This window comes from Blastococcus sp. SYSU DS0616, assembly GCF_054051015.1.
Map to the genome: position 1 here is coordinate 48,516 of NZ_JBJHAJ010000023.1, position 24,173 is coordinate 72,688.

A 24,173-nucleotide genomic window follows, 5' to 3' on the forward strand; every position below is an offset into this window, starting at 1 on the left:
GCCGGCGCACTCCAGAGAGGGAACCAATGACCAGCTTCCTGACCGGCCGCCGGCCGCTGCGCGGCGGCGTGACGGGTGTCGCCGTCGCCGCCCTCGTCCTCGCGACGGCCGCCTGTGGCGGCACCACCCGCGGCGACGAAGAGACCACCGGCGGCGGAGGCGGCGCGGCCGCCGAGGCGAACCCGGACGCCGAGATCCCCGCCGACCTCGCCGTCGCCTTCCTGCCCAAGCAGGTCAACAACCCGTACTTCGACACCGCCGCCGACGGCGCGGAGGCAGCCGTCTCAGAGTTCGACGGCGAGCTCACGGTCACCGGTCCGTCGGAGGCGAGCGCCTCCTCGCAGGTGAGCTACATCAACACGCTCACCCAGCAGGGCGCCGACGTCATCCTGACCTCGGCCAACGACCCGAACGCGATCTGCGGCGCGCTCGACCAGGCGCGCTCGGCCGGCGCCGCCGTCGTCACCTTCGACTCCGACACCGACCCCGAGTGCCGTGACCTGTTCATCAACCAGGCGACGGCCGAGGGCATCGCGCAGACCCAGATCGACCTGGTGGCCGAGCAGATCGGCGGCGAGGGCCAGGTGGCCTTCCTGTCGGCGACGGCCAACGCCACGAACCAGAACGCGTGGATCGAGATGATGAAGGAGTACGCCGCCGAGGAGTACCCCGGCATCGAGATCGTGGCCACCGTCTACGGCGACGACGAGGACCAAAAGTCCTTCCAGGAGACCCAGGGTCTGCTGGCGACCCACCCCGACCTCGACGCCATCATCTCGCCGACCACGGTCGGCATCGCCGCGGCGGCGCGGTACCTGTCCGGCTCCGAGTACAAGGGCGAGGTCGCGCTGACCGGTCTCGGCACGCCGAACCAGATGCGCGAGTACGTGGAGGACGGCACCGTCCAGGCGTTCGCGCTCTGGAACCCCGAGGAGCTGGGCTACCTGGCCGCCTACGCCGGGGCGGCCCTCGCCGCCGGGCAGATCACCGGCCAGGAGGGCGAGACCTTCGAGGCCGGCGAGCTGGGCGAGTACACCGTCGAGGAGGGCGGGGTCGTCGTCCTCGGCGAACCCACGGTCTTCGACGCCGAGAACATCGGCGAGTTCGACTTCTGAGCCGATCGCACCTCGCCTGCCGCCGCCGGCCGTCGTCCGGTCGGCGGCGGCAGGCCCGGCCCGCGCCCGAACACCTGAGAGGAACTTCCTCGTGCCCCGCATCTGCTTCACACTCCAGGTTCGGCCCGACCGGCTGGCCGAGTACCGCGAGCGGCACGCCGCCGTCTGGCCGGAGATGCTGCACGCGCTGCGGGACGCCGGGTGGCGCGACTACCAGCTCTTCCTGCGCGACGACGGCCTGCTCGTCGGCACCGTGGTCGCCGACGACCTCGCCGCCGCGCAAGCGGCCATGGACGCCACCGACGTGAGCGCCCGGTGGGAGGCCGAGATGGCGCCCTTCTTCGACCTGCCCGGCGGCGACGGCCGCGCCAAGCAGCAGCTCGATCTCGTCTTCGACCTCGACGCCCAGATCGCGGCGCTCGAGCAGGCACCACCCCCGCACTCGAACGGAGCACGCCCGTGACCGACCTCCGCACCGGCGCCCTCGCGGCGCTGGCCGACCAGACCATCGAGCTCCCGTCCTGGGCGTTCGGCAACTCCGGCACCCGGTTCAAGGTGTTCGGCCAGCCGGGCGTCGCCCGCGACCCCTACGAAAAGCTCGAGGACGCCGCCCAGGTGCACCGGTACACGGGGGCGGCACCGCGGGTCTCGCTGCACATCCCGTGGGACCTCGTCGACGACTACGGCAAGCTGGCCGCACACGCCCGCGACCTCGGCGTCACGATCGGCGCGATCAACTCGAACCTGTTCCAGGACGACGAGTACAAGCTGGGCTCGCTCACCCACGCCGACCCGGCGGTGCGCCGCCGCGCGGTCGAGCACCACGCGCAGTGCATCGAGGTCATGCGCCAGACCGGCTCCACCGACCTCAAGATCTGGCTGCCCGACGGCACCAACTACCCGGGCCAGGACGACCTCCGCTCCCGGCAGGACCGGCTGGCCGACTCCCTCCAGCAGATCTACGCGATGCTCGACCCGGAGCACCGCATCCTGCTCGAGTACAAGTTCTTCGAGCCGCACTTCTACGCGATGGACATCCCCGACTGGGGCACCTCGCTGGTGCACTGCCTGGCGCTGGGGGAGCAGGCCACGGTCGTCCTCGACACCGGGCACCACGCCCCGGGCACCAACATCGAGTTCATCGTCATGCAGCTGCTGCGGGCCGGGCGGTTGGGCGCCTTCGACTTCAACTCCCGCAACTACGCCGACGACGACCTCATCGTCGGCTCGGCCGACCCGTTCCAGCTGTTCCGGATCATGAACGAGATCGTCGGCAACGACGCGCTCCGCCCGGAGTCCGGCGTCAACTTCATGCTCGACCAGTGCCACAACCTGGAGAAGAAGATCCCCGGGCAGATCCGTTCGGTGATGAACGTCCAGGAGGCGACGGCGAAGGCGCTGCTGGTCGACCGCGAGGCCCTGGCGGCCGCGCAGCAGGCCGGTGAGGTGCTCGACGCGCACTCGGTGCTCATGGACGCGTTCAGCACCGACGTCCGCCCGCTGCTGGGCGAGCTGCGGGAGTCCCAGGGCCTGGACCCCGACCCCTACGCGGCCTATGCGCGCAGCGGCTACCAGCAGCGCATCGAGCGCGAGCGCGTCGGCGGCCAGCAGGCCGGCTGGGGCGCCTGAGAAAGGACCCCCTGCCCCCCCGCCACTCGCTCCGCTCGCGGCGGGGCCCTGCAGGGGGCCACGGCTGGGCACGAAACGCCATCAAGAGAGGACTCCCGAACGTGAGCAACCCCGTGGTCAGTGACCTCATCGAGCGCAGCAACCGGCTGGGCGCCGATCCGCGCAACACCAACTACGCCGGCGGCAACACCTCCGCCAAGGGCAGCGAGACCGACCCGGTCACCGGGCAGCCGGTCGAGCTGCTCTGGGTCAAGGGCTCCGGCGGCGACCTGGGCACCCTGAAGGAGGCCGGCCTCGCCGTCCTCCGGCTGGACCGGCTCCGCTCGCTCGTCGACGTCTACCCGGGTGTCGACCGCGAGGACGAGATGGTCCACGCCTTCGACTTCTGCCTGCACGGCCGCGGTGGCGCCGCACCGTCGATCGACACCGCGATGCACGGCCTCGTCGACGCCGCGCACGTCGACCACCTCCACCCGGACTCCGGCATCGCCCTGGCGACGGCGGCCGACGGCGAGGCGCTCACCCGCGAGTGCTTCGGCGACCGCGTGGTCTGGGTGCCGTGGCGCCGGCCCGGTTTCCAGCTCGGCCTGGACATCGCCGCGATCAAGGAGAAGAACCCGCAGGCGATCGGCTGCATCCTCGGTGGGCACGGCATCACCGCGTGGGGCGCCACCAGCGAGGAGTGCGAGGCCAACAGCCTCGAGATCATCCGCACTGCGGAGGCGTTCCTCGCCGAGAAGGGGAAGGCCGAGCCGTTCGGCGCCGTCGTCCCCGGCTTCGAGCCGCTGCCGCAGGAGCAGCGCCGCGCCAAGGCCGCCGCGCTCGCGCCGGTGATCCGCGGACTGGCCTCCACCGACAAGCCGCAGGTCGGCCACTTCACCGACTCCGACGTCGTCCTGGAGTTCCTCTCCCGCGAGAAGCTCGCCCCCCTCGCCGCGCTGGGCACCTCCTGCCCGGACCACTTCCTGCGCACCAAGGTGCGCCCGATGGTCGTCGACCTGCCGGCCGACGCCCCGGTGGAGGACGTCGTCGCGCGGCTGAAGGAGCTGCACGAGGAATACCGCGCCGAGTACGCGGCCTACTACTCCCGGCACGCCACCCCGGACAGCCCGGCCATGCGCGGCGCCGACCCGGCGATCGTGCTGGTGCCGGGCGTGGGCATGTTCAGCTTCGGCGCCAACAAGCAGACCGCGCGGGTGGCCGGTGAGTTCTACGTCAACGCCATCAACGTGATGCGCGGCGCCGAGGCGGTCTCCAGCTACGCGCCGATCGACGAGAGCGAGAAGTTCCGCATCGAGTACTGGTCGCTGGAGGAAGCCAAGCTCCAGCGCATGCCGAAGCCCAAGCCGCTGGCGTCCCGGGTGGCGCTGGTCACCGGCGCGGCCAGCGGCATCGGCAAGGCGATCGCCCAGCGGCTGGCCCGCGAGGGCGCCTGCGTCGTCGTCGCCGACCTGGACCTCGCCAGGGCGCAGGTCGCCGCGGAGGAGATCGGCTCGTCCGACGTCGCGCTCGGCGTGGCCGCCGACGTCAGCGACGCCGAGGCCGTGGCCACCGCCTTCCGCGAGGCCTCCCTCGCGTTCGGCGGCGTCGACCTGGTGGTCAACAACGCCGGGCTGTCGATCTCCAAGCCGTTGCTGGAGACCACCGAGGCCGACTGGGACCTGCAGCACGACGTCATGGCCAAGGGCAGCTTCCTCGTCTCCCGCGAGGCGGCGCGCATCATGATCGAGCAGGGCATGGGCGGCGACGTCGTCTACATCTCCAGCAAGAACTCGCTGTTCGCCGGCCCGAACAACCTCGCCTACGGCGCCACCAAGGCCGACCAGGCGCACCAGGTGCGGCTGCTGGCGGCGGAGCTCGGGCCGCACCAGATCCGGGTCAACGGCATCAACCCCGACGGGGTCGTGCGCGGCTCGGGCATCTTCGCCGGTGGGTGGGGTGCGCAGCGCGCGGCCGTCTACGGGGTCAAGGAGGAGGAGCTCGGCGAGTTCTACGCCCAGCGCACGCTGCTCAAGCGCGAGGTGCTGCCCGACCACGTGGCCGACGCCGTCTTCGCGCTCACCGGTGGCGAGCTCACCCGCACCACCGGGCTGCACATCCCGGTCGACTCCGGCGTCGCCGGCGCCTTCCTCCGCTGATGCCCGCCTTCGCGTCCGTCGACCTCGGCGCCTCCAGCGGCCGGGTGATGGCCGCGACGGTGCGCCCGGATCGGCTCGACCTGCACGAGGTGCACCGCTTCCCGAACCGGCCGGTGCGCACGGCGGGCACCCTGCACTGGGACGTGCTCGGGCTCTACGCCGGCGTGCTCGACGGGTTGCGGGCGGCCGGCCGGGACGCCGGCCGGCTGGACGGGGTCGGCATCGACAGCTGGGCGGTCGACGTCGGGCTGCTGGACGCCGACGGCGCGCTGCTGGGCAACCCGCTGCACTACCGCGACGGCCGGCACGCCACCGCGGTGCCGGACGTGCACGCGGTCGTCCCGCCCGACGAGCTGTACCGGGTCAACGGCCTGCAGCACCTGCCGTTCAACACGGTGTTCCAGCTTGCCGCGGCCCGGGGGAGCGCGCAGTTCGCCGCCGCCCGGACGGCGTTGCTGGTCCCCGACCTGCTGGCGTACTGGCTCACCGGCGCGGTGGGCGCGGAGGTCACCAACGCCTCCACCACCGGGTTGCTCGACGCGACGACCCGGGAGTGGGCGTGGGACGTCGTCGACCGGCTCGGTCTGGACCGGGGGCTGCTGCCACCGCTGCGGCAGCCGGGGGAGCGGTTGGGGGAGCTGACCGCCGAGGTGCTCGCCGAGACGGGTCTGGCCGGGCCGGTCCCGGTGACCGCGGTCGGGTCGCACGACACGGCGTCGGCGGTGGTCGGGGTGCCTGCGGAGTCCGACCGGTACTCCTACGTCTCGTGCGGCACGTGGTCGCTGGTCGGCCTCGAGCTGGACGCTCCGGTCCTCACCGAGGACAGCCGCCGGGCCGGGTTCACCAACGAGCTCGGGGTCGACGGCACGGTGCGCTACCTGCGCAACGTGATGGGGCTGTGGCTGCTGCAGGAGTCGGTGCGCACCTGGGCGGCCGCCGGCCTGCCCGCGGACCTGGCCGACCTGCTCGCCGCGGCGGCCCGGGTGCCGGCCTTCACCGCGGTCGTCGATCCCGACGACTCCCGGTTCCTGCCGCCGGGGGACATGCCGGCGCGCATCGCCGCGGTCTGCCGGGAGACCGGCCAGACCCCACCGCAGAGCCAGGCCGAGACGGTGCGCTGCATCCTCGACAGCCTGGCGCTGGCCTACCGGCGCACCGTCCGCCGGGCGGCGGAGCTCTCCGGCCGGGACGTCGAGGTGGTGCACCTGGTCGGCGGGGGCGCCCGCAACGAGTTGCTGTGCCAGCTCACCGCGGACGCGTGCGGCCTGCCGGTGGTCGCCGGCCCGGTCGAGGCCGCGGCCCTGGGCAACGCCCTGGTCCAGGCCCGTGCCGCCGGGGTGCTCGAGGGAGGGCTCGCCGAGTTGCGAGCGCTCCTCCGGGCCACCCAGGAGACGCGCACGTACCTCCCCTCGTCCGGTGCGGCGGCCGCGTGGGCGGCGGCGGACCGGCGGATCGGCCCGGTTTCCGGCTCGGGCTGATCAGTTCGGGCGGTCGGCTCCCGGACGCGGGGCCGACCGCCCGGACCCCCTCGGAGCGCCCGCGCGGTCACACCACCCCGGTGCCGTCCGACGGCGTGCAGATCGTCGCCTCTCCCGGCCGGCCCGTCGCCGATCGGTAGGCCGCGGTGATCGCCGCGGCCGCCGCTGCCGCGGAGTCGCGCTCCACCAGCGCCACCGCGCACCCCCCGAAGCCGGCCCCGGTCAGCCGCGCCCCGAGCACGCCTGCCGTGCCGCGGGCGATGCCGACCAGTGCGTCCAGCTCCGGGACGCTCACCTCGTAGTCGTCGCGCAGCGAGGCGTGCGACCGGTCCATCAGCTCCCCGAAGGCGGGCGCGTCCCCGCGCCGGAGCGCGTCGGCGGCGGCGAGCACCCGGGCGTTCTCCCCGACGACGTGCCGCGCCCGGCGCAGCTGCACGTCGTCGAGGAGGTGCGCGTGCTCGGCCAGCAGGTCGGGGGAGACGTCGCGCAGGGCCCGCAGACCGGGTTCGACCACGCGCAGCGTGGCGACCGCGGCCTCGCACTCGGCCCGCCGGTCGTTGTACGCGGACCCGGCCAGGGTGCGCGGAACGGCGCTGTCGAGGACGAGGATCGCCGTCCCGGCCGGCACGGGGACCGCCTCGGTGGCGAGGCTGCGGCAGTCGACGAGCACCGCGTGCCCGGCGACGCCGCCGGCGATCGCGAGCTGGTCCATGATGCCGGTGCGCACGCCGATGACCTCGTTCTCCACCCGCTGGCCGAGGCGGGCCAGCGTCTCCGGCGGGAGCGCGTCCCCGGTCAGCGCCAGCAGCGCGACCATCACGCCGAGCTCCAGCGACGCGGACGAGGAGAGGCCGGCCCCGATCGGCAGATCGCTGTCGATCACCAGGTCCGCGCCCGTCAGCTGGTGCCCCTCGTCCTGGAGCACGGCCGCGGCCCCGGCCACGTAGCGGGACCAGCCGGCGCCCTCCTGCGGCCGCAGGTCGGCCACCGCCCGGTCGTCGTTCCCGCCCATGCGCACGGCGGTCGTCCGCAGCCGGCCGTCGGACCGCCGGCGGGCCGCGACGACCGTGCCCCGGTCCAGGGCGGCCGGGAGCACGAAGCCGTCGTTGTAGTCGGTGTGCTCGCCGATCAGGTTGACCCGCCCGGGGGAGCGGACGACGAGATCGGGCTCGCCACCTACGGTCCGGGCGAAGGTCTCGCGAGCCGCGACGCCGGTCACGCGGTCACCTCCCGCAGCCGGGCGGCCGCGCTCTCGGGGGTGAGATCGCGCTGCGGCTGCGCGAGCATCTCGTAACCGACCATGAACTTGCGCACCGTCGCCGAGCGCAGCAGCGGCGGGTAGAAGTGCCCGTGCAGGTGCCAGCCCGGGTGCTCGCGCCCGTCGGTGGGGCGCTGGTGCAGGCCCATCGTGTACGGGAAGGGCACCCCGAAGAGCCCGTCGTAGCAGCGGGCGAGCCGGCCCAGCGCGCCGGCCAGCGCGTCCCGCCGGGCGCCATCGAGGTCGGGCACCGCGCCGCAGTGGGCGCGCGGCAGCACGAGGGTCTCGAACGGCCAGACCGCCCAGAAGGGGACCAGCACGGTGACGTGCTCGTCGCGGAAGACGACGCGTTCGCCGTCGGCCTCCTCGACGGCCAGGTACTCGCAGAGCAGGCAGCTCCCCGCCTCGGCGGCGGCCTGCTGGGTGGCGAGCTCGCGCACCGCCTCGGTGGGCAGCCGTTCCTGCGCCCAGATCTGGCCGTGCGGGTGGGGGTTGCTGGCGCCCATGGCCGCGCCGCGGTTCTCGAACACCTGCACCCAGCTGACCCAGTCCAGCCCGCCGAGCTGGGTGTACTGGTCGGCCCAGGTGTCCACCACCCCGCGAATCTGGTCCTCCGGCAGCTGCCCGAGCGCGAGGTCGTGCCGGGGCGAGTAGCAGACCACCCGGCAGACGCCGCGCTCGCTCTCGGCGACCAGCAGGCCGGATCGGTCCGTGGCCGCGGCCGGCACGTCCGGGGTCAGCGCCGCGAAGTCGTTGTCGAAGACGAAGGTGCCGTCGTACCGCGGGGTGCGCTGCCCGCCGGCCCGCTCGTTGCCCGGGCAGAGGTAGCAGCCGGGGTCGTAGGCGGGCAGCCGGGGCACCGCCGGGTCCTCGACCTGCCCCTGCCAGGGACGCGCGGTCCGGTGCGGGGAGACGAGGACCCACTCGCCGGTGAGCGGGTTGCGCCGTCGGTGCGTCGAGTTGAACACCAGGTCAGGATGCAGGAAGGCCGTTGCGGCCGGCGACGCCGCCCAGCCAGGCGAGGCTCGGCTTGGGGCTGCGGGCGAATGTCTCCCGGTCGACGGCGACCAGGCCGAAGGTGGGCCGGTAGCCGAGCATCCACTCGAAGTTGTCCAGCAGGCTCCAGTGCACGTAGCCCCGCACGTCGGCGCCGTCGGCGATCGCCGCGGCCAGTCTGCGCAGCGCCTCGTCGGTGAAGGCGATGCGGTCGTCGTCGTCCGCGGTGGCGATGCCGTTCTCGGTGACCAGCAGCGGTGTGTCCGGCAGCACCTCGGCGGCCCGCCGCACGGCGGCCCCCAGCGCCTGCGGCCGGCGCTCCATGCCGTGAGCGAGGGTCTGCAGCTCCGGAGCGGGGGCGATCAGGCCGTCCGGGCCGAACCGCGCGCAGGTGTAGATCTGCAGGCCCAGCCAGTCGTCGTCCGCGGCCGCGGCGAAGAACTGGTCCTCGAAGGCCGCGCGGTCCTCCTGCATCCGCTCCTCGCCGCCGTCCTCGGCGATGTGCTCCCGGCCGACCAGCGTCATGCCGGCCGGTGGGGAGCCGGCACCGCGGAGGACCTCCATGCTGCGGCGGTGCAGCTCCAGCAGGGCCTCGGCGACGCCCTGGTCGGGTCGGGGGAGGCCCTTGATCGGCTCGCCGCGGCGCGCCATCGCACCCATCACCGGCTGGGCCGCCATCAGGTTGGGCTCGTTGAGCGTGGCGACGTAGCTGGCGTCGCGCAGGGCCGGGGCCACGTACTCGGTGAACCGCGCGATGCGGTCGCCGGTCCGGGCGCCGGTCCAGCCGCCGTCGTGCAGCAGCCACCGGGGCATCGTGAAGTGGACGAGCGTGACGATCGGGGTGAGCCCGCGGTCGCGGCAGCCGTCGAGGATCCGCCGGTAGTGGTCCAGGTTCGCCCGGGAGAACTCGCCCTCGGCCGGCTCGATGCGGCTCCACTCGAGGCTGAACCGGTAGGTGTTCAGGCCGGCGCCGGCCACGAGGTCGAGGTCCTCGGGCCACCGGTGCCAGGAGTCGCAGGCGTCGCCGCTCGGCTCGGCGAAGGGGGAGTGCTCGGCGTGCTCGAGCTCCCAGTGGTCGTTGTTGACGTTGCCGCCCTCGACCTGGTGGGCGGCGGTGGCGGCGCCCCAGAGGAAGCCATCAGGGAAGGGACCGGTCATCGGGCGAGCTCCTCGAGCGCGGACGGGACGGGAAGGGGGGTGCGGCCGTCGTCCCCGACGACGACGTGCAGCAGGTGCTCGGGGTCCGTGATCCGGTCCCCGCGCCAGGCGACGTGCTGGTCGGGCCGCACGAGCACCAGGTCGGCGGAGTACCGCGGGCGTAGCTCCGGCAGGTGGGTCAGGTCGACGGTGCGCAGCGGGATCCGCAGCCGCTCCGCCGCCGCGGTCAGGTCCGCCGCGGCGCCGCCGCCGGCGAGCCGGAGGAGGGCGAAGCCGTCGCCGAGCAGGTCGTAGACCGATGTGCCGTCGGGCAGCCAGGTGTGCGGCAACCGGGCCCCGGCGTGGGCCGATGGGCTGTAGGTGCCGAGTTCAGGTCCCGGCACGGGGGCGCCGTCGGGGACGACGACCGGGGAGCCGGCGTAGTCGTAGCCGAGCACGAGGCCCAGGCTGTGGAACTCGCCGTCCTTCACCTGCAGCCGGCGGGCGAGGTCGCTGCGCAGCAGCTGCCCCGCGGTCCCGGGGTCGTCGAGGTCGGCCTCGGCGAACGAGGGCGCCAGGAACGACTCCTGCGCGCCGGCCGCGCCGATCGTCCGGTGGGCCACCGGCCGCCGCTCCACCTCGTAGCTGTCCAGGAGCGACGCGGGCGCCCAGCCCTGCAGGACGGCGGCGAGCTTCCAGCCGAGGTTGACCGCGTCGCCGACGCAGGTGTTGAAGCCGTGCCCGCCCCACGGCGGGTTGAGGTGGGCGGCATCGCCGACGAGGAAGACCCGCTCGCCGCGGTACCGGTCCACCAGGAGCATCCGCGCCGACCACGGGTCGGTGGCCAGCACCTCGACGTCCACGTCGGCGCCGACGAGGGTCCGCACGAGCGCGACCGGGTCGACGCCCTCGGTGCGGGTGTCGACGCCCTGCACGATCGCCCACCAGGTGCCGTCGAGGTCCAGCCGGCCCATGAGACCGCCGCGCTCGGCGCCGATGACCCAGTAGTGCACACCCAGGGCGCACAGCTCGCGCTCCTCGAGGGCCCGGCTGCGGAAGGTGATGCTCAGGTTGGGCAGCGTGCCGGAGGAGCCCTCGTACCGGGCGCCGATCGCGGCGCGGGTGATCCCGCCGCTGCCGTCGCAGCCCAGCAGGTAATCGGCGGTGACCCGGTGCGGCACGCCGGTGGGGTCCTCGAGCACCGCCTGCGCCTCGACGGGCCCGTCGAGGACCGCGGCCGCCCGCCAGCCCACCAGGAGGGTGACGCTCGGCAGCTCGGCGGCCGCCTCGCGGAGGACCTGCTCGACCAGCGACTGCGGCGCCTGCTGCCCGGCCTCGGCGGCGACCTCCTGCGGCCGGCACCACAGGCCGAAGGCGTTCGGGAAACGGGTGATCTCCGAGCCGAACAGACCGGTGACGAAGACGACGTCCTGCGCGTAGGAGACCGGCAGCGGGGCGGCGGCCCGCAGCCGGTCGGCGATGCCCCAGCGGCGCAGGTGCTCCATGGTCCGGACGCTGGTCGTCTTCGCGCGGGGGCGCAGCGGGTCCAGCTCGGTGCGCGGCTCGACGACGAGCACCTCGACGCCGCGGCGACCGAGCTCGATCGCCGCCGCGAGGCCGCTGGGGCCGCCGCCGACGATCAGCACCGGGACGCGGGCGGGCACGGTGGTCATGAGGACTCCTGTCGGGGGCACCACCCGCGTGGGCGGGTGGACGAGCGAGGGGGCGGGGAGGCGGCGGTCCTGCGGGCGGGGACCTTCGCGCGCCGGGTCCAGGATCGGTGGCAGGGATCACGCCGATGTAGTCCGTTGCCATTGGCCGGCAGAGCGGAACCTCCCCGTCCGCGTCTCAGGCCGGGGGGTTCCGCTCCTGCCACTGCCGGACCCACGCACGGCCGTAGTCGTTGCCGTGCGGCGTGCGCAGCACGGTGTGGATGTGGAACGGCTTCGGGGTGTCGTAGTCCAGGAAGACGCCGCAGTGGTGGTCCAGTTCCGCGATCAGCACCGGCGACTGGAGCCGGTAGTAGAAGACGTCACCGGGCTGCCAGCCCCCGATCCAGCTGAACCACGTCTCACCGAGGTGCTGCTCGACCTCGCGCAGGCGAGCGGCACGGGGGCCCTCGGGCAGCAGCCGCACGAACGACTCGGCGATCCGCAGCGCGGTCTCCTGCGCCGCGGCCGGCAGGTCGGCGACGCGGATGCCCTCGAACGGGATGACCCGGTTGTCCTGGAAGGCGCCCGCCAGGTGCCGTTCGTCGCCGGGGTGCACCCGCCCGGGTGGCATCGCCGGGTCGACCATCTGCTCGTAGACGGTGGCCGCGCGGCGCTGCTCGGGATCCAGCGCCGCCATCAGCTCGGTGCCGAGCGCTATCCGGTCGGAGAACACGTCGGCCAACCCGGCGCGCGGGCCCTCGTCGATCTCGTCCGGCTCGGCGCCGAGGAACACCGGCGAGACGACCATGCGGCCCTCGACCACCAGGCAGTTGACCGCGCAGTGGTGGCCGAACAGCTGCCAGCCCCACGGCGCCCGCAGGTCCGGCGTCCCGTAGAGGGCGACGTTGTAGCTGAACTCGTTGAGGACCGTCTCGAGGTCGACGACCTCGCCGAGGAACCCGTTGATCAGCATCATCGCGTGCGCGAGCTCGTAGCCCTCGGGGGAGAGGGAGGCGCGCATGAGGGCCAACGCCCTCTCGCGCACGACGTCGGGCTGCAGGTCCAGCCGGAGCCCGGTGTCGAACTGCATGAACTCGGGGTTGGCCCAGGTCTGCCACTCGACGGCGTCGGCGTCGAAGCAGAGCCGCTCCCGGCCCTCGTCGTCCAGGACCGCGAGCAGGTCGTGCGCGGCGGCGACCATCGCCTCGACCGGTGCCTCCTCGCCCGGGCGGGCGGGCTCGAAGGGGTACAGCCCCTCGCGGAGCGTGCCGTCCTCGGTGACGCCGCGGAACTCGGTGCGGTAGAGCGGCGTCCACCCCTCGACCAGGCCCCCGGTGAAGGTGCCGGGCGTCCGGGCGTGCTCGCGGTAGGCGTACGGGTCCATGCCCCGGACCTCGGCCAGCCGCGGGTGGTCGTGGGGGAAGAGGTACTGCCGGAACTCGCCGCTCACCGGGCGCTCCGGGCCTCGTTGCCGACGACCGTGTTGCGCAGGACGCCGAGCCGATCGATCTCCACCTCGACGACGTCGCCGGGCTGCAGCAGCCAGGGAGGCGTGCGGGCGTAGCCGACGCCCGACGGCGTGCCGGTGGCCAGCAGGTCGCCCGGGCGCAGGGTGAACGTGCGGGAGACGTGCGCCAAGGTGTCCCCGACGGTGTAGACCATCTCGTCGGTGCGCCCGTCCTGGACGGTCTCGCCGTTGACCCGCGTGCGGACCCGCAGCCCGTCGCGCAGGTCGCCGACCTCCGCGGCGGGGACCATCGGGCCGAGCGGGCCGGAGCTGTCCCCGTTCTTGCCGAGGATCCACTGGCTGGTGAGCTTCTGCGCCCGCCGCGAGGTCAGGTCGTTGAAGGTCGAGTAGCCGACGACGGCGGCCAGCGCCTCGTCCGGGGTGGCGTCGACCAGGGGGGCGCCCACGTACGCCATCACCTCCCCCTCCCAGTCCAGGCCGTCCTCGTCGGCCGGCACCGGCACCTCCGCGCCGCCGACCGTCAATGACTGCGTCCACCGGGCGAAGAGCGTCGGGTACGGCGGGATCTCCTGGTCGCGGAAGGAGCCCTCGGCGACGTGCTTGAGGTAGTTCAGCCCGATGCAGACCACTCGCGCGCCGGGCAGCACCGGCGGTACGAGCTGCACGTCGGCGACCGGCACCGTGTCCCCGCCGGCCACCCGGGAGAGGTGGCCGGGGGCGTCGGCCCAGAACTCCTCCAGGCCGGCGACGACGGTCACCTGCGTGCCGTCGCCGGACAGCGACGCCACCTCCACGGGTCCGCCGTGGCGGCGGATGCCCACGATCCTCATCGGTCCTCCTCGTCGTTGCCGGCGGCGAGGTGCTCCTGCAGCCAGCCGGTGGTCAGGTCCAGGGCGAGGGCGGCGGCGTTCGGCGCGCCCAGCCACATGTGGTCGGCGCCGTCGAGCAGGTGCAGCTCGACGTCGGCGCCCGCGCCCTGCAGGGCGGCGGCCATCCGCTCGCTCTGCACGGGCGGGACGAAGCGGTCGGCGCTGCCGTGCAGCAGCAGGAACGGCGGCGCGGCGGGGGAGACGTGGTTGACCGGGCTCGCCGCGGCCGCCAGCTGCGGCACGTTCGGTGCCGCGGCCCCCAGCAGCTGGGACTCACGCGTGCCCCCGTCCAGCGGGTCGGCGCCGGTGTCCGTGGCGACCGCGGCGACATCGCTGGGGGCGTACCAGGCGGCCACGGCCGTGACCTCGCTGGACGGGCCCGTCACGCCGACGTCTCCCTCGAGGCCCGCGTCGGTGACCAGCCCGAGCAGCTCGGCGAGGTGCCCGCCGGCCGACTCGCCCCAGGCAGCGATCCGGCCGCCGTCGACCCCGAGCTCGTCGGCCCGGGCGCGCAGCCAGCGGACGGCGGCCTTCGCGTCGTGCACCTGGGCGGGGAACGTGGCTTCGCCGGAGAGCCGGTAGTCGATGCTGGCGACGGCGATCCCGGCCAGGGCGACCCGTTCGAACGGCGTCGGCGAGGTGTTCGGGTACATCGGGCCGGCGGTGTGCCGGCTGCCCAGCCGCCAGCCGCCACCGTGCAGGAAGACGACCACCGGCGCGCGGGTCGTGCCGGCCGGCAGGTACAGGTCCAGCTCCAGCGGGCGGGCCCCGGGCAGGGCCGCGTAGGGGACGCCGAGGAGGACGCGGGTGCCGCCGGGCCCCGGGCGGGGCGGGGGCAGGGGCAGCTCGTGGGCCGCGGGTGGGAGCGGCAGGGCGGGCGGGGGCACGGCTCTCCTCACGGGACCGGGCGCGGTCCCGTGGACCGCGCCCGGTGGGGCGTCAGCGGGTTCGGGGCGGCGCGACCGGCGTCGCGTCAGGCCTCGGGCCAGGTGTAGTCCGGCATGAACTGCATGTTGTGCTGCTGCGCCGCCGCCTGCATGCGCGGGAAGTCCGGGATGAAGGGCGGCTGGTCCTTGGTGGCGTGGTCGGTGGGCGTGCCCATGTGCTGGAAGAACCGCTCGAAACCGCCGGAGAGCGTGCCCATCATCCGGGCGTCCTCGACGATCTGGTATGCGTGCGCGAAGCCGGCCGGCACGTAGCCGAAGTCCCCGGGGGCGAGCAGGGAGGACTGCTTGTGGCCCTCGGCGTCCTCGTAGAAGAGCTTCACCTTGCCCTCGATGACGTAGAACGTCTCGTGGGTCTTGTCGTGCGAGTGCGTCGGGATGACGTCGCCGGCGGGGGAGTCGGCGGTGATGATCCCGAACTGGTTCTCGGTCTCGTCGCCCGACAGGAGCACGGTGAACAGGTCGCGGAAGAGCATGGCGGTCTCGCCCTCGCCCTTGCGGAGGACGTAGGGCACCGGCTTGCCGGGGAGCTGGCCCTTCCACTGCGGGCCCGTGGACGGATCGATCAGGTACTCGAAGCTCATGGCTACTCCCGGCTGAGGTCGACGGTGACCCGACGAGCATCGGTGACCGGCGTCACCCAGACACACGCCTCTGCCATTGAGCGGAACGCTCGTCCGCCGACGCATCGCTACAAGTCGTCATGCCGCTGTCGACGGCGAACGCGCCGCCGGTCACGAACGCGGACTCGTCGCCGGCGAGGAACACGTAGACGCCCTCCAGGTCGGCGGGCGTGCCGGCGCGACGCATGGGGATCCGGCCGACGATCGCGGCGCGGGCGGCCAGGTCCTCGGCGATGGCTGACACGAGTCCCGTCTCCGTGTAAGGCGGGATCGCCGTGTTGACCCGGATCCCCCTGCCGGCGTAGGCGGCGGCGACGGTGCGCCCGAGGCCGTGCATGCCCGCCTTGGACGACGCGTAGGCGAAGAAGGCACGAAGCCAGTCAGTGCATGGGTCACACCCGCCGTCGCCGGCCACCAGCCCATCAGAAGCGGACTGGCCCCGCCATGCTCACAGTCAGTGCAGGGATCCGGTGGCTGCTGTGCGCGCCCTTCCCGTGAGAACGGCCCGTTCGGTGTCGGTGGTGGTGACGGTCAGTTCTCCTCCGCGCGGGGACGCCTGCTCGGCGGACAGCGTGGTCCCGAGTGCGCGGCACGCCAGTAGGGGCCGATCGTGCAGTGGGCTGACCCGGTCACCGGGTCCTCCGGGATCCCGTAGGCGGGGGCGAAGTAGCGCGACACGACTCCGCCGGCCCGACGCCGGGCGGTGACGATCAGGCCGCCGACCGGCAAGCGCATCACCGCCTGCAGATCGGGAGTGAGGCCGCGTACGGCGTCTTCCGACTCGAGGACGGCGAGCATGTTGCGCTCACCGGCATCGGGATGGTCGGTGACTCCCGCCCACACGGGGATCGGGCCTGCGAGGGCGGCCAGGAGCTCTGGGGACGGCGTCACCTGCGTGGCGGGGACCGCGGGGAAGTCGAGCACGATCCGGTCGTCGGCACGCGCGGCGGTGAGCTGCCCGCTTCGGGTCGTGAAGGTGACCGCCTCCTGCTGCAGGGCGCCGGACTCCCAGAGCCAGTGGGCGCTGGCCAGCGTGGCGTGCCCGCACAGCGCGACCTCGGCCACCGGGGTGAACCAGCGCAGCCGGAACGCGCCGTGCTCGCCGGGGGCGAGGAACGCGGTCTCTGCTTGTGCCAGCTCGTTCGCCACGCCTTGCATCCAGCCGGGATCGGGGAACTCGTCGAGCAGCAGCACACCGGCCGGGTTGCCCGAGAACGGGCGTTCGGTGGTGAACGCGTCGACGATGGCGAAGGCGGTGCTGTTGGGCACGGGCGGCTCCAGTCGGGTCAGGCGGGCCGGATCGGTGCTCCGAGGCGGATCTCGCCGTCGGTGAGGACGTCCACCCGCAGTCCGCCCTTGTGGATGAGTGGCCGGAGCAGGCCGGGCCCGCTGAGCCGGTCCAGGTGGACACAGGGCTCGCACAGCCGTCGGCCCGCGCACAGCACGTGGCCGATGCGGAAGGTGGAGCCGACGAGGGCGTTGACGTCGATGCCGCGGGTGAGGACGTTGCGGCGCGTGGCGGCGAAGTCGACGGCGTGCCCAGCGGCGATGAGCTCGTCGAGGACCTCGGCGGCCATGAGGGTCAGGTCGTAGCCGGGGCGGTGGCCGGCGAGGGGGCTGAAGGTGCCTGCGCCGGCGGCGTACCGGTCACCGTCCAGTCCACGACCGGTCAGGGCGGAGGCGACCTGGAGCAGGCGCATTTCCGCCTCGGCCGCGGGTGCGACCGCCAGGCCCTCGACGGTGCCGTGCAGACCGGGCGTCGCCGTCGCTGTGCGGAGCACCGGGTCGAGGGAGGCGACGGCGTAGGCCGCGGTGATGGGCAGGTCAGCGGTGGCCCGGCCCAGCAGCGCGGGGTCCTGCGGGCTGAGCACGATGCCCGGCGGTGTACCGAAAGCCACCGTGGCGACCTCCGTGTCGGCGGCCTGCACGATCGGCAGCCACCACCCGGCCCACTGGAAGCTGGCGGGATCGGCGATGGGCACCAGACCCGAGCCATGTCCGGCCAGCCAGGACCGCCACGCACCCAGAGCCTGCTGCAGGTCGCCGGCGGGCAGCGGCACTTCGGCCACCGGCACCTCGGTGACCGAGGCCAGGCAGGCGGCCAATCCGCGGGCCAGGAGGCTGACCGACGGGGTGGTGGGGAGTTCGGTGTCGATCACGGGTGGTTCCGGGCGTCGGCGTTCGGACGGGTGGCAGGGGCTGCGGTGGCGTCGAGGGCGGCGGTGAGGTCGTCCCACAGGTCCTCGACGTGCTCGCAGCCGACGCTCAGGCGCAGCAGGCCGGCCGGGACGTGTTCCTGGCCGGGGAGCTTCGCGCGCCGTTCGATGGTGGACTCCACGCCGCCGAGGCTGGTGGCGTGCGAGATGACCCGCAGCGCGGCGCAGACGGCGTCGGCGGCGCCGGCGTCGGCCAGCTCGAAGCTGAGCACGGTGCCGAAGCCGCGCATCTGGTGGGCGGCACGATCATGATGCGGGTCCCCGGGTAGGCCCGGGTAGCGCACCCGGCCGACCGCGGGATGCGCGGAAAGCCGGCGGGCGAGCTCGCCGGCGGAGTCCTGCTCCTGGCGCAGCCGCACGGCCAGGGTGCGGGCGCCGCGCAGTGCCAGGTAGGCCTCGAGTGCGCCGGGGGTGGCCCCGGCGACCTCGCGGCGGCGGGCCACCCGCTCGTGGTCGTCCTCGCGCCCGCAGACCACGACGCCGAGCAGCAGGTCGGAGTGCCCGCCGATGGACTTCGTCGCGCTGTGCACCACGAAGTCCGCGCCGAGGGACAGCGGGTTCTGCAGCAGCGGGGTGGCGAAGGTGTTGTCCACCGCGACGAGGGCACCGGCCGCTCGCGCGGCCGTGGCGACCTCGGCGATGTCGACGACGTCGAGCAGCGGATTGCTCGGCGTCTCCAGCCACACCAGGTCGGAGTCGGCGACCGCCGCGGCGAGCGCCTCGGCGTCGGTCATGTCGACGGTGCGCACCTGCCAGCGACCGCCGGCCGCAGCACCATCGGCGAGCAGGGCGCGCAGTCCGGTGTAGCTGTCCCGGGGCGTGACCACCCGGGCGCCGACCGGCAGCGACTCGAGCACCGCGGCGATCGCGGCCATCCCGGAGGAGAAGGCGATTGCCGGGCCACCCTCGAGGTCGCCGACCAGCTCCTCGAGCGCCTCCCAGCCGGGGGTGCCGTCGTCGCGGGAGTACTCCCGGCCGGCGCCCCCGTCCGGTGCGGCGCGGAAGTTCGACGCTGGGATGATCGGGACGTTCAACGGCCGCCCGGGCTCGGAGCCCCCGCGGCCGAGGACCGCCAGCCGGGTCTCCACCCGCAGCCCCGCGTCGCTCGACCGGCGCCCCTGCACAGCCATCACCGCACCTCCTGATGCATTATGTTGCACTATTGGAGGCAGCGTAGATGAGTGCGGCGGGGACGACGCAAGAGGAGGCGGCACAGATGACGGCCGAAGTGGTCGCAGTCAACGAGGTGATCGGACAGCGGGTTCGGCAGCACCGGACCGCCCGCGGCTGGACCCTGGATGAGCTGGCCGACCGCTCCGGGGTCAGCCGCCGCATGGTCATCACCATCGAGCACGGCGAAGGCAACCCGAGCATCGCCACCCTGCTGCGGATCAGCGACGCCCTCGGTGTCGGGCTGCCCGTCCTGGTCGACGTCGAGCGCCCGCACACCCTCACCGTGACCGCGGCCGGGCGGGCCCCGGTGCTGTGGCACGGCGACCACGGCGGGCAGGCGGTCCTGGTCGCCGGCACCCAGCCGCCCGACGTCGTCGAGCTGTGGGACTGGACGCTGCAGCCGGGCGATGCGAACACCAGCGAGGCGCACAGCGCCGGCACCCGGGAACTGCTGCTCGTCCTGGAGGGCGCTGTCGACCTGCGCGTCGGCGACCGCACCGAGCGGTTGACCGTGGGCGACTCCGCGGCCTTCGCCGGCGACGTCGCCCACGGCTACGCCACCCCCGCCGACGCCGCCGGCCCCGCCCGTTTCGCCCTCACCGTGTTCCAGCCCCACGTCACCGGGAGCCGTTCGTGACCGACCCCCAGCAGTGGCTCGCCGCCGCCACCGTCGATGACGCGGTGTTCGCGCTGCGGCCGGACTACCGGGTGGTGCTGCTGACCGCCGACGGCCTGCAGGGCGGCCCCAGCGACGAACGAAGCGAGCAGGTCCTCGCTGCCGCCGAGGCGACCGCGCGGGAGCGGCTCGACGGGCGCAAGCCCGAGGAGCTGCCGCACCTCGCCGCGTGGCGGGATGCCTACCGGGCCTTCGGCGCCAAGCCGCAGCGCACCCGGCCCAGCGTGGAGGCGCTGATGCGCCGGCTCGACCCCGGCGGCCTGCCGCGCATCGACCGGATCACCGACGTCTACAACGCCGTCTCCATCGCCTCCATGCTGCCCTTCGGTGGGGAGGACCGTGCCGCCTACGCCAGCCCGCCGCGACTCGTCCGCGCCGACGGCACCGAAGCCTTCGACACCATCGCCGGCGGCGAGGCGGTCGTCGAGCACCCGGAGGTCGGCGAGGTCATCTGGCGCGACGACGCCGGCGTCACCTGCCGCCGCTGGAACTGGCGGCAGTGCACCCGCACCGGCATCACCACCGCCACCACCAGTGCCGTCTTCATCCTCGACGTGCTCGACCCGCTCACCGATGACGACGCACACGCCGCAGCCGACGCGCTCACCGAGAGCCTGCTCGCCCTCAGCCCGGACGCCACCTTCCACCGCCGGCTGATCACCCGCGCCGACGGAGTTGCACCGTGCTGATCCACCCCCGGGACGATGCCCACGATGACCCGTCGCGCGCCCGGCCGGCCGACGGGTGAGCGCAACGCTGGACACCAGGCCTCGTCCCCGCTGGGGTGTCCGGTTCAGCCGGCAGGAGATGGCGCTGATCGCCGTCACCGCCGTGTGGGGCGCGACGTTCCTCATCGTCCACCTCGCCATGCAGCACGGCGGGCCGCTGCTGTTCGTCGGCCTACGCTTCCTCGCCGCCGGCGCGATCAGCCTGATCATCTTCCGCCGGACGCTGACCGGGCTGACCCGGCGGGAGCTGGGTGCCGGCGCGGCGATCGGCGTGACGATCTTCGGCGGCTACGCGCTGCAGACGATCGGCCTGCAGACCATCCCCAGCAGCACCTCGGCCTTCCTCACCGCGCTCTACGTCCCGCTCGTGCCGCTGCTGCAGTGGGCGGTGTTCCGCCGCGCACCCAAGCCCGCCGCCTGGGCCGGGGTGGCGCTCGCCTTCACCGGACTGGTCCTGCTGGCCGACCCCGGTTCGGCGGGGCTGACGCTGAGCACCGGAGAGATCCTGACGCTGGTCAGCACCGTCGCCATCGCCGCGGAGATCGTCCTCATCGGCCTGTACGCCGGCACCGTCGACCTCGGCCGGATCACCGTCGTACAGCTGCTCGTCGGCGGCGCCCTGTCGGTAGCGATGATGCCCGTCGTCGGCGAGGCCGTTCCGTCCTTCTCCTGGCTCTGGCTCGCCGCCGCAATCGGTCTCGGCGCCGCCAGCTGCCTCATCCAGATCACCATGAACTGGGCCCAGCGGTCGGTGTCACCGACCCGGGCCACGGTCATCTACGCCGGCGAGCCGGTGTGGGGCGGCGTCATCGGGCGCCTCGCCGGCGACCGACTGCCCGGCCTCGCCGTCGTCGGCGCCGCCCTCATCGTCGCCGGCGTACTCGTCAGCGAGCTCAAGCCCCGGACCCGTGGAGCATCGCCGCCGCACCGAGATGACGTCGAACCGGCTTGCAGCTGACGGCCCACGAACAGGGCGGAGGGCGTCGAACCACTTGAGCTCGCCGAGGTGGCCGAGTAGTCCGCGGCGCGCGTGTCGGAAGGCCTGGCACGGGGGGCCGGCCGTCACTACGGGACGGGCCGGCCCTCCGTCGTCGGTCAGGCCTCGATCACCACCGCCCCCCGCCGGAACCACCCGCCGCGGCCGCGCCGCAGCGCGTCGGCGACCCGACGGGCGAGGTCGGCGATGTCGAATCGGCCGCCGCACGGGCAGTCGGGCGCGGTTCCGCCACCGATGGCACCGCCGAAACCGAGACCGCCGCCACCGGGTGAGCAGCGCAGCGGCCCGGGCACCTCGGCCTCAACCTGGACGCACAGCGCTGGGCAGCCCCGGTGGTGACGCCGGCAGTGAACGATCGTGCGAACCCAGTTTGTGCGGTTCCACGGCCGCTTACTTCCGCCCCCGCGGCGTTTGCGACGGCGCAGACGCCGCAGGCTAGGTGTACTGCCCGAGACGTTGGTGCACCAGCGGCGGTCAGGCGGACGGGGGTGCTCCCGGATGCCCGATCGACCGGCGGGCGCCGAGCCCGCGAGAGATCGACCTGGCCGCGGTGTGCACCGCGGGACCGAGCAGGCGGGGCTCGGCGTTCTCCTGCGGGACCACCACCGACAGTGCCGCAGCGATGCGGTCGTCGGCGTCGAAGACCGGCGCGGCCACGCTGACCAGGGCTTGCGGGGCACGCCGGCGAAGGGTGGCCAGGCCGTCCCGCCGCACCTCGGCCAGGGTTCGGCGCAGCGCAGCGGGGGAGACAGCCACGTTCTCCGGCTGGTGCATCAGCGGCTGGGCGAGCAGCGCTTCCTGGAAGCCCGGGTCGGCAAACGCGAGGAGGACCAGCCCCACCCCGGTCGACTGCAGCGGCAGCCGCCCGCCGACCCGGTAGAGGACCGGGATGGCCTGGTGGGCGGAGAGCCGTTCGACCAGCAGGGCGTCGCCGCCCTCGCGCACCGCGAGGAGCACGTGCTGTCGGGTGACCTCCTCCAGGTCACCCATGAAGGGCAGGGCCACCTGCTTGAGCCCTTGCGCCCGCGGGGCCAGCGAGGCAACTTCCCACAGCCGGACGCCGATGGTGAAGCGCCCGTCGTCACCCCGCTCCAGCGCGCCCCAGGTCAGGAGCCGCCCGGCCAGCCGGAGGGTGGAGCTGGTCGGGATGCCGCTGCGCCGGCTCAACTCCCCGAGCGTCAGCGAGCGGTGGCCCGCGTCGAAGGCCGCGAGCAGGGAGAGCGCGCGGTCGATCACCGGCTCTCCTTGCGGCGGGCGTCGACCCCGTACTCGTGGCGGCTCGGGCGACGGATCGGTCACGAGACGGTCACCTTCTGTTCACTGATGAGGCGCAGGCCACAGATGCTTTTCCATTGAGCGGCATTGTGCCTGACGTCTCACCGAGTCCCCACGCATCGTTGCCGCCAAGCCGGGCCCAGCCGGCCGGGCCGGGACCGGCCCATGCGTCCTCTCTCGTCCGGCAAAGGAGTCAGCACAGAATGAATCGATTCACCCGACGAAGCCGCACCGTGGCCTTCGCTGCCGCAGCGACCGTCTCGCTCGCCGCGTGCGGTGGTGGCTCAGGCGGCGGAGGCGGCGCTGACGGTCAGAGCGGCACCGACACCCTCACGGTCGCCATGGATGCGGACCAGGCGCCGACCGGCTACGACCCGCTGCTGTACTCGCAGGGGCAGTTCACCTTCTTCAGTGCGCTCTACGACGCCCTCTTCGAGACGGCGCCGGACGGCACGATCCTCCCGGAGCTGGTCGAGGAGTTCTCCAACAACGAGGACGACACCCAGACCACGCTGACCCTGCGGGACGGCGTCACGTTCGCCGACGGTTCCGAGCTGACCGCCGAACTCGTCAAGGCGAACCTCGACCGGCGCGACGACCCCGACCTCGAGGCGTACGGGGCGCTCGCGGACGGCGAGGCGGCCGACATCGTCGAGGTCACCGCACCGGACGAGAAGACCGTCGTCATCACCTGGGCGCAGCCGCAGGCGACACCCGAGAACCACCTTGTCGACACCGCGGGGATCATCATCGGGCCCGACGGCATCGCCGACCCCGCTTCTCTCGAGACCCAGGCGGACGGTTCCGGCGCCTACACGCTCGACGCGGACGGGACGACCCGGGCGAGCGCCTACGCGCTCGAGAAGAAGGACGACGCCTGGGACGCCGACGAGTGGGTGTACGACAGCATCGACTTCCGGATCATCACGGACCCGCAGGCCCTGGCCAACGCCGTCGTCTCCGGCCAGGCCGATGTCGCGGGCATCCTCAAGCCGACCACCATCGACATGGTGGAGTCGCAGCAGAGCCTGGCCAGCCAGGGTGGCACGATCGTCGGCTTCCCGGTGATCGACAAGACCGGGGCCCTGAACCCCGCGTTCGCGAGCGAGGCCGCGCGGCTGGCCATCCTGCACTCCATCGACCGCGAGCAGCTGGTGAACGATCTGCACCCGGGCGCTCGCCCGACCGTGCAGCTGTTCCCGGCAGAAGCTCCGGGATTCGACCCGACGCTGGACGAGGAGTTCGGCTACGCCCCCGAGCGGGCGCAGGAGTTGCTGGCGGAGGCCGGCTACCCGGACGGCTTCGAGTTCAACGTCACCGTCATGGGTCAGCCCACCGAGGACCAGGTGGCCATCCAGAGCATGCTCGCCGAGCAGGGCATCTCGATGAACTTCATCAACGCCACCTCCACCGACCAGGTCTTCGCCGCAGTCCAGACCGACCCGGTGATCTTCGGGCCGTTCACGCCCGGCGCCAACCCCGCCGGCTTCGTCGCGGGTGCGCTCTACGGCGGCTTCATGAACATGCAGGGTGCTTCGGAGCCGGAGATCGAGCAGGCGCTGGGCGCGGCGCTCGGCGCGGAAGGCGACGCTCAGGAGGAGGCGCTGACCGATCTCAACCGGGCGATCACCGAGAACGGGTGGTTCATCCCGGTGTACGAGGACTTCACCCACACCGGCTACAACGCCGATGCGGTGGCCGAGCCGGCCTACGCGGGTACGAACAACTACCTCGTGCTGTCGGCCATCAAGCCGGCTGCCTGACCCACGCCGGTCGGCGCGGTAGCCGCGGCTACCGCGCC

General features: G+C 73.5%; 23 protein-coding genes. 9 read left to right on the plus strand and 14 right to left on the minus strand.

Annotation, left to right across the window (positions count from 1 at the left end; genetic code table 11):
* The first annotated feature begins 26 nt into the window (after nucleotides 1-26).
* The 5 genes from rhaS (at nucleotide 27) to ACI79K_RS16200 (ending at nucleotide 6,360) form a co-directional block, all read left to right on the plus strand.
* Nucleotides 27-1,115, plus strand: a complete 1,089-nt coding sequence (gene rhaS / locus ACI79K_RS16180; RefSeq protein ID WP_456595513.1) for a rhamnose ABC transporter substrate-binding protein — start codon at nucleotides 27-29, stop codon at nucleotides 1,113-1,115.
* Nucleotides 1,116-1,206: 91 nt separating this feature from the next.
* On the plus strand, nucleotides 1,207-1,578 hold the full coding sequence (locus tag ACI79K_RS16185) for an L-rhamnose mutarotase (RefSeq protein WP_456588265.1): 372 nt from the start codon (nucleotides 1,207-1,209) through the stop codon (nucleotides 1,576-1,578).
* On the plus strand, nucleotides 1,575-2,744 hold the full coding sequence (rhaI, locus tag ACI79K_RS16190; protein WP_456600198.1) for an L-rhamnose isomerase: 1,170 nt from the start codon (nucleotides 1,575-1,577) through the stop codon (nucleotides 2,742-2,744). Before ACI79K_RS16185 ends, rhaI begins: the two co-directional genes overlap by 4 nt.
* A gap of 101 nt (nucleotides 2,745-2,845) precedes the next feature.
* The gene (locus ACI79K_RS16195; protein ID WP_456600199.1) at nucleotides 2,846-4,882 is read left to right on the plus strand and encodes a bifunctional aldolase/short-chain dehydrogenase; all 2,037 of its coding nucleotides are present in this window, start codon (nucleotides 2,846-2,848) and stop codon (nucleotides 4,880-4,882) included.
* A complete protein-coding gene (locus tag ACI79K_RS16200; protein ID WP_456600200.1) occupies nucleotides 4,882-6,360 on the plus strand; it encodes a rhamnulokinase in 1,479 nt (492 codons plus the stop codon). The genes ACI79K_RS16195 and ACI79K_RS16200 overlap by 1 nt, the downstream gene beginning before the upstream one ends.
* Nucleotides 6,361-6,427: 67 nt before the next feature.
* Here ACI79K_RS16200 and galK read toward each other — a convergent pair whose 3' ends face one another.
* The 12 genes from galK to ACI79K_RS16260 all read right to left on the minus strand — a co-directional run bounded on the left by galK (nucleotide 6,428) and on the right by ACI79K_RS16260 (nucleotide 18,653).
* Entirely contained in the window at nucleotides 6,428-7,579 is a 1,152-nt protein-coding gene (gene galK / locus ACI79K_RS16205) for a galactokinase (protein WP_456600201.1), read from the minus strand.
* Nucleotides 7,576-8,586, minus strand: coding sequence for a UDP-glucose--hexose-1-phosphate uridylyltransferase (locus tag ACI79K_RS16210; RefSeq protein WP_456588260.1), 1,011 nt, complete (start codon nucleotides 8,584-8,586; stop codon nucleotides 7,576-7,578). The genes galK and ACI79K_RS16210 overlap by 4 nt, the downstream gene beginning before the upstream one ends.
* 4 nt (nucleotides 8,587-8,590) lie before the next feature.
* The gene (locus ACI79K_RS16215) at nucleotides 8,591-9,772 is read right to left on the minus strand and encodes a glycoside hydrolase family 1 protein (RefSeq protein ID WP_456600202.1); all 1,182 of its coding nucleotides are present in this window, start codon (nucleotides 9,770-9,772) and stop codon (nucleotides 8,591-8,593) included.
* The gene (locus tag ACI79K_RS16220; protein WP_456600203.1) at nucleotides 9,769-11,424 is read right to left on the minus strand and encodes an FAD-dependent monooxygenase; all 1,656 of its coding nucleotides are present in this window, start codon (nucleotides 11,422-11,424) and stop codon (nucleotides 9,769-9,771) included. Before ACI79K_RS16220 ends, ACI79K_RS16215 begins: the two co-directional genes overlap by 4 nt.
* A 175-nt stretch (nucleotides 11,425-11,599) precedes the next feature.
* Nucleotides 11,600-12,853: a DUF3500 domain-containing protein gene (locus ACI79K_RS16225; protein ID WP_456600204.1), complete on the minus strand. Its 1,254-nt coding sequence runs from the start codon at nucleotides 12,851-12,853 to the stop codon at nucleotides 11,600-11,602.
* Complete coding sequence (locus tag ACI79K_RS16230; protein WP_456600205.1) at nucleotides 12,850-13,701, minus strand: fumarylacetoacetate hydrolase family protein; 852 nt, start codon at nucleotides 13,699-13,701, stop codon at nucleotides 12,850-12,852. The genes ACI79K_RS16225 and ACI79K_RS16230 overlap by 4 nt, the downstream gene beginning before the upstream one ends.
* The gene (locus ACI79K_RS16235; RefSeq protein ID WP_456588255.1) at nucleotides 13,698-14,627 is read right to left on the minus strand and encodes an alpha/beta hydrolase fold domain-containing protein; all 930 of its coding nucleotides are present in this window, start codon (nucleotides 14,625-14,627) and stop codon (nucleotides 13,698-13,700) included. Before ACI79K_RS16235 ends, ACI79K_RS16230 begins: the two co-directional genes overlap by 4 nt.
* 86 nt (nucleotides 14,628-14,713) lie before the next feature.
* A complete protein-coding gene (locus tag ACI79K_RS16240) occupies nucleotides 14,714-15,268 on the minus strand; it encodes a quercetin 2,3-dioxygenase (protein WP_456588254.1) in 555 nt (184 codons plus the stop codon).
* A 52-nt stretch (nucleotides 15,269-15,320) separates the two neighbouring features.
* The gene (locus ACI79K_RS16245; RefSeq protein ID WP_456588253.1) at nucleotides 15,321-15,722 is read right to left on the minus strand and encodes an SDR family NAD(P)-dependent oxidoreductase; all 402 of its coding nucleotides are present in this window, start codon (nucleotides 15,720-15,722) and stop codon (nucleotides 15,321-15,323) included.
* A gap of 116 nt (nucleotides 15,723-15,838) precedes the next feature.
* Nucleotides 15,839-16,576: a PhzF family phenazine biosynthesis protein gene (locus ACI79K_RS16250; RefSeq protein WP_456600206.1), complete on the minus strand. Its 738-nt coding sequence runs from the start codon at nucleotides 16,574-16,576 to the stop codon at nucleotides 15,839-15,841.
* A gap of 17 nt (nucleotides 16,577-16,593) precedes the next feature.
* Nucleotides 16,594-17,466, minus strand: a complete 873-nt coding sequence (locus ACI79K_RS16255) for an MOSC domain-containing protein (protein ID WP_456588251.1) — start codon at nucleotides 17,464-17,466, stop codon at nucleotides 16,594-16,596.
* A complete protein-coding gene (locus tag ACI79K_RS16260) occupies nucleotides 17,463-18,653 on the minus strand; it encodes a trans-sulfuration enzyme family protein (RefSeq protein ID WP_456588250.1) in 1,191 nt (396 codons plus the stop codon). The genes ACI79K_RS16255 and ACI79K_RS16260 overlap by 4 nt, the downstream gene beginning before the upstream one ends.
* An 86-nt stretch (nucleotides 18,654-18,739) precedes the next feature.
* On the opposite strand from ACI79K_RS16260, the gene ACI79K_RS16265 reads away from it, so the two are divergent.
* From ACI79K_RS16265 to ACI79K_RS16275, 3 genes are read left to right on the plus strand one after another with little or no spacing between them, the layout of a single operon-like run.
* Complete coding sequence (locus ACI79K_RS16265; RefSeq protein WP_456600207.1) at nucleotides 18,740-19,333, plus strand: helix-turn-helix domain-containing protein; 594 nt, start codon at nucleotides 18,740-18,742, stop codon at nucleotides 19,331-19,333.
* Nucleotides 19,330-20,061, plus strand: coding sequence for a B3/B4 domain-containing protein (locus ACI79K_RS16270; protein WP_456600208.1), 732 nt, complete (start codon nucleotides 19,330-19,332; stop codon nucleotides 20,059-20,061). The genes ACI79K_RS16265 and ACI79K_RS16270 overlap by 4 nt, the downstream gene beginning before the upstream one ends.
* 55 nt (nucleotides 20,062-20,116) lie before the next feature.
* Nucleotides 20,117-21,058, plus strand: a complete 942-nt coding sequence (locus tag ACI79K_RS16275) for a DMT family transporter (RefSeq protein ID WP_456600209.1) — start codon at nucleotides 20,117-20,119, stop codon at nucleotides 21,056-21,058.
* Between the two features lie 137 nt (nucleotides 21,059-21,195).
* Here ACI79K_RS16275 and ACI79K_RS16280 read toward each other — a convergent pair whose 3' ends face one another.
* Complete coding sequence (locus ACI79K_RS16280) at nucleotides 21,196-21,390, minus strand: hypothetical protein (RefSeq protein ID WP_456600210.1); 195 nt, start codon at nucleotides 21,388-21,390, stop codon at nucleotides 21,196-21,198.
* 181 nt (nucleotides 21,391-21,571) lie between these two features.
* Nucleotides 21,572-22,333 (minus strand): IclR family transcriptional regulator, encoded by a 762-nt coding sequence (locus ACI79K_RS16285; RefSeq protein WP_456600211.1) that lies wholly within the window; start codon nucleotides 22,331-22,333, stop codon nucleotides 21,572-21,574.
* A 380-nt stretch (nucleotides 22,334-22,713) separates the two neighbouring features.
* Between ACI79K_RS16285 and ACI79K_RS16290 the strand changes: the two genes are divergently transcribed.
* The gene (locus tag ACI79K_RS16290) at nucleotides 22,714-24,135 is read left to right on the plus strand and encodes an ABC transporter substrate-binding protein (RefSeq protein WP_456588244.1); all 1,422 of its coding nucleotides are present in this window, start codon (nucleotides 22,714-22,716) and stop codon (nucleotides 24,133-24,135) included.
* The last annotated feature ends 38 nt before the right edge of the window (nucleotides 24,136-24,173 follow it).

Bases quoted from the DNA above. Each gene is read 5' to 3' on its own strand.
- rhaS (WP_456595513.1), top strand. From the start codon at position 27: ATGACCAGCTTCCTGACCGGCCGCCGGCCGCTGCGCGGCGGCGTGACG.
- ACI79K_RS16260 (WP_456588250.1), bottom strand. From the start codon at position 18,653: ATGGCTGTGCAGGGGCGCCGGTCGAGCGACGCGGGGCTGCGGGTGGAG.
- ACI79K_RS16240 (WP_456588254.1), bottom strand. From the start codon at position 15,268: ATGAGCTTCGAGTACCTGATCGATCCGTCCACGGGCCCGCAGTGGAAG.
- ACI79K_RS16200 (WP_456600200.1), top strand. From the start codon at position 4,882: ATGCCCGCCTTCGCGTCCGTCGACCTCGGCGCCTCCAGCGGCCGGGTG.
- ACI79K_RS16265 (WP_456600207.1), top strand. From the start codon at position 18,740: ATGACGGCCGAAGTGGTCGCAGTCAACGAGGTGATCGGACAGCGGGTT.
- ACI79K_RS16230 (WP_456600205.1), bottom strand. From the start codon at position 13,701: ATGAGGATCGTGGGCATCCGCCGCCACGGCGGACCCGTGGAGGTGGCG.
- ACI79K_RS16215 (WP_456600202.1), bottom strand. From the start codon at position 9,772: ATGACCGGTCCCTTCCCTGATGGCTTCCTCTGGGGCGCCGCCACCGCC.
- ACI79K_RS16220 (WP_456600203.1), bottom strand. From the start codon at position 11,424: ATGACCACCGTGCCCGCCCGCGTCCCGGTGCTGATCGTCGGCGGCGGC.
- ACI79K_RS16290 (WP_456588244.1), top strand. From the start codon at position 22,714: ATGGATGCGGACCAGGCGCCGACCGGCTACGACCCGCTGCTGTACTCG.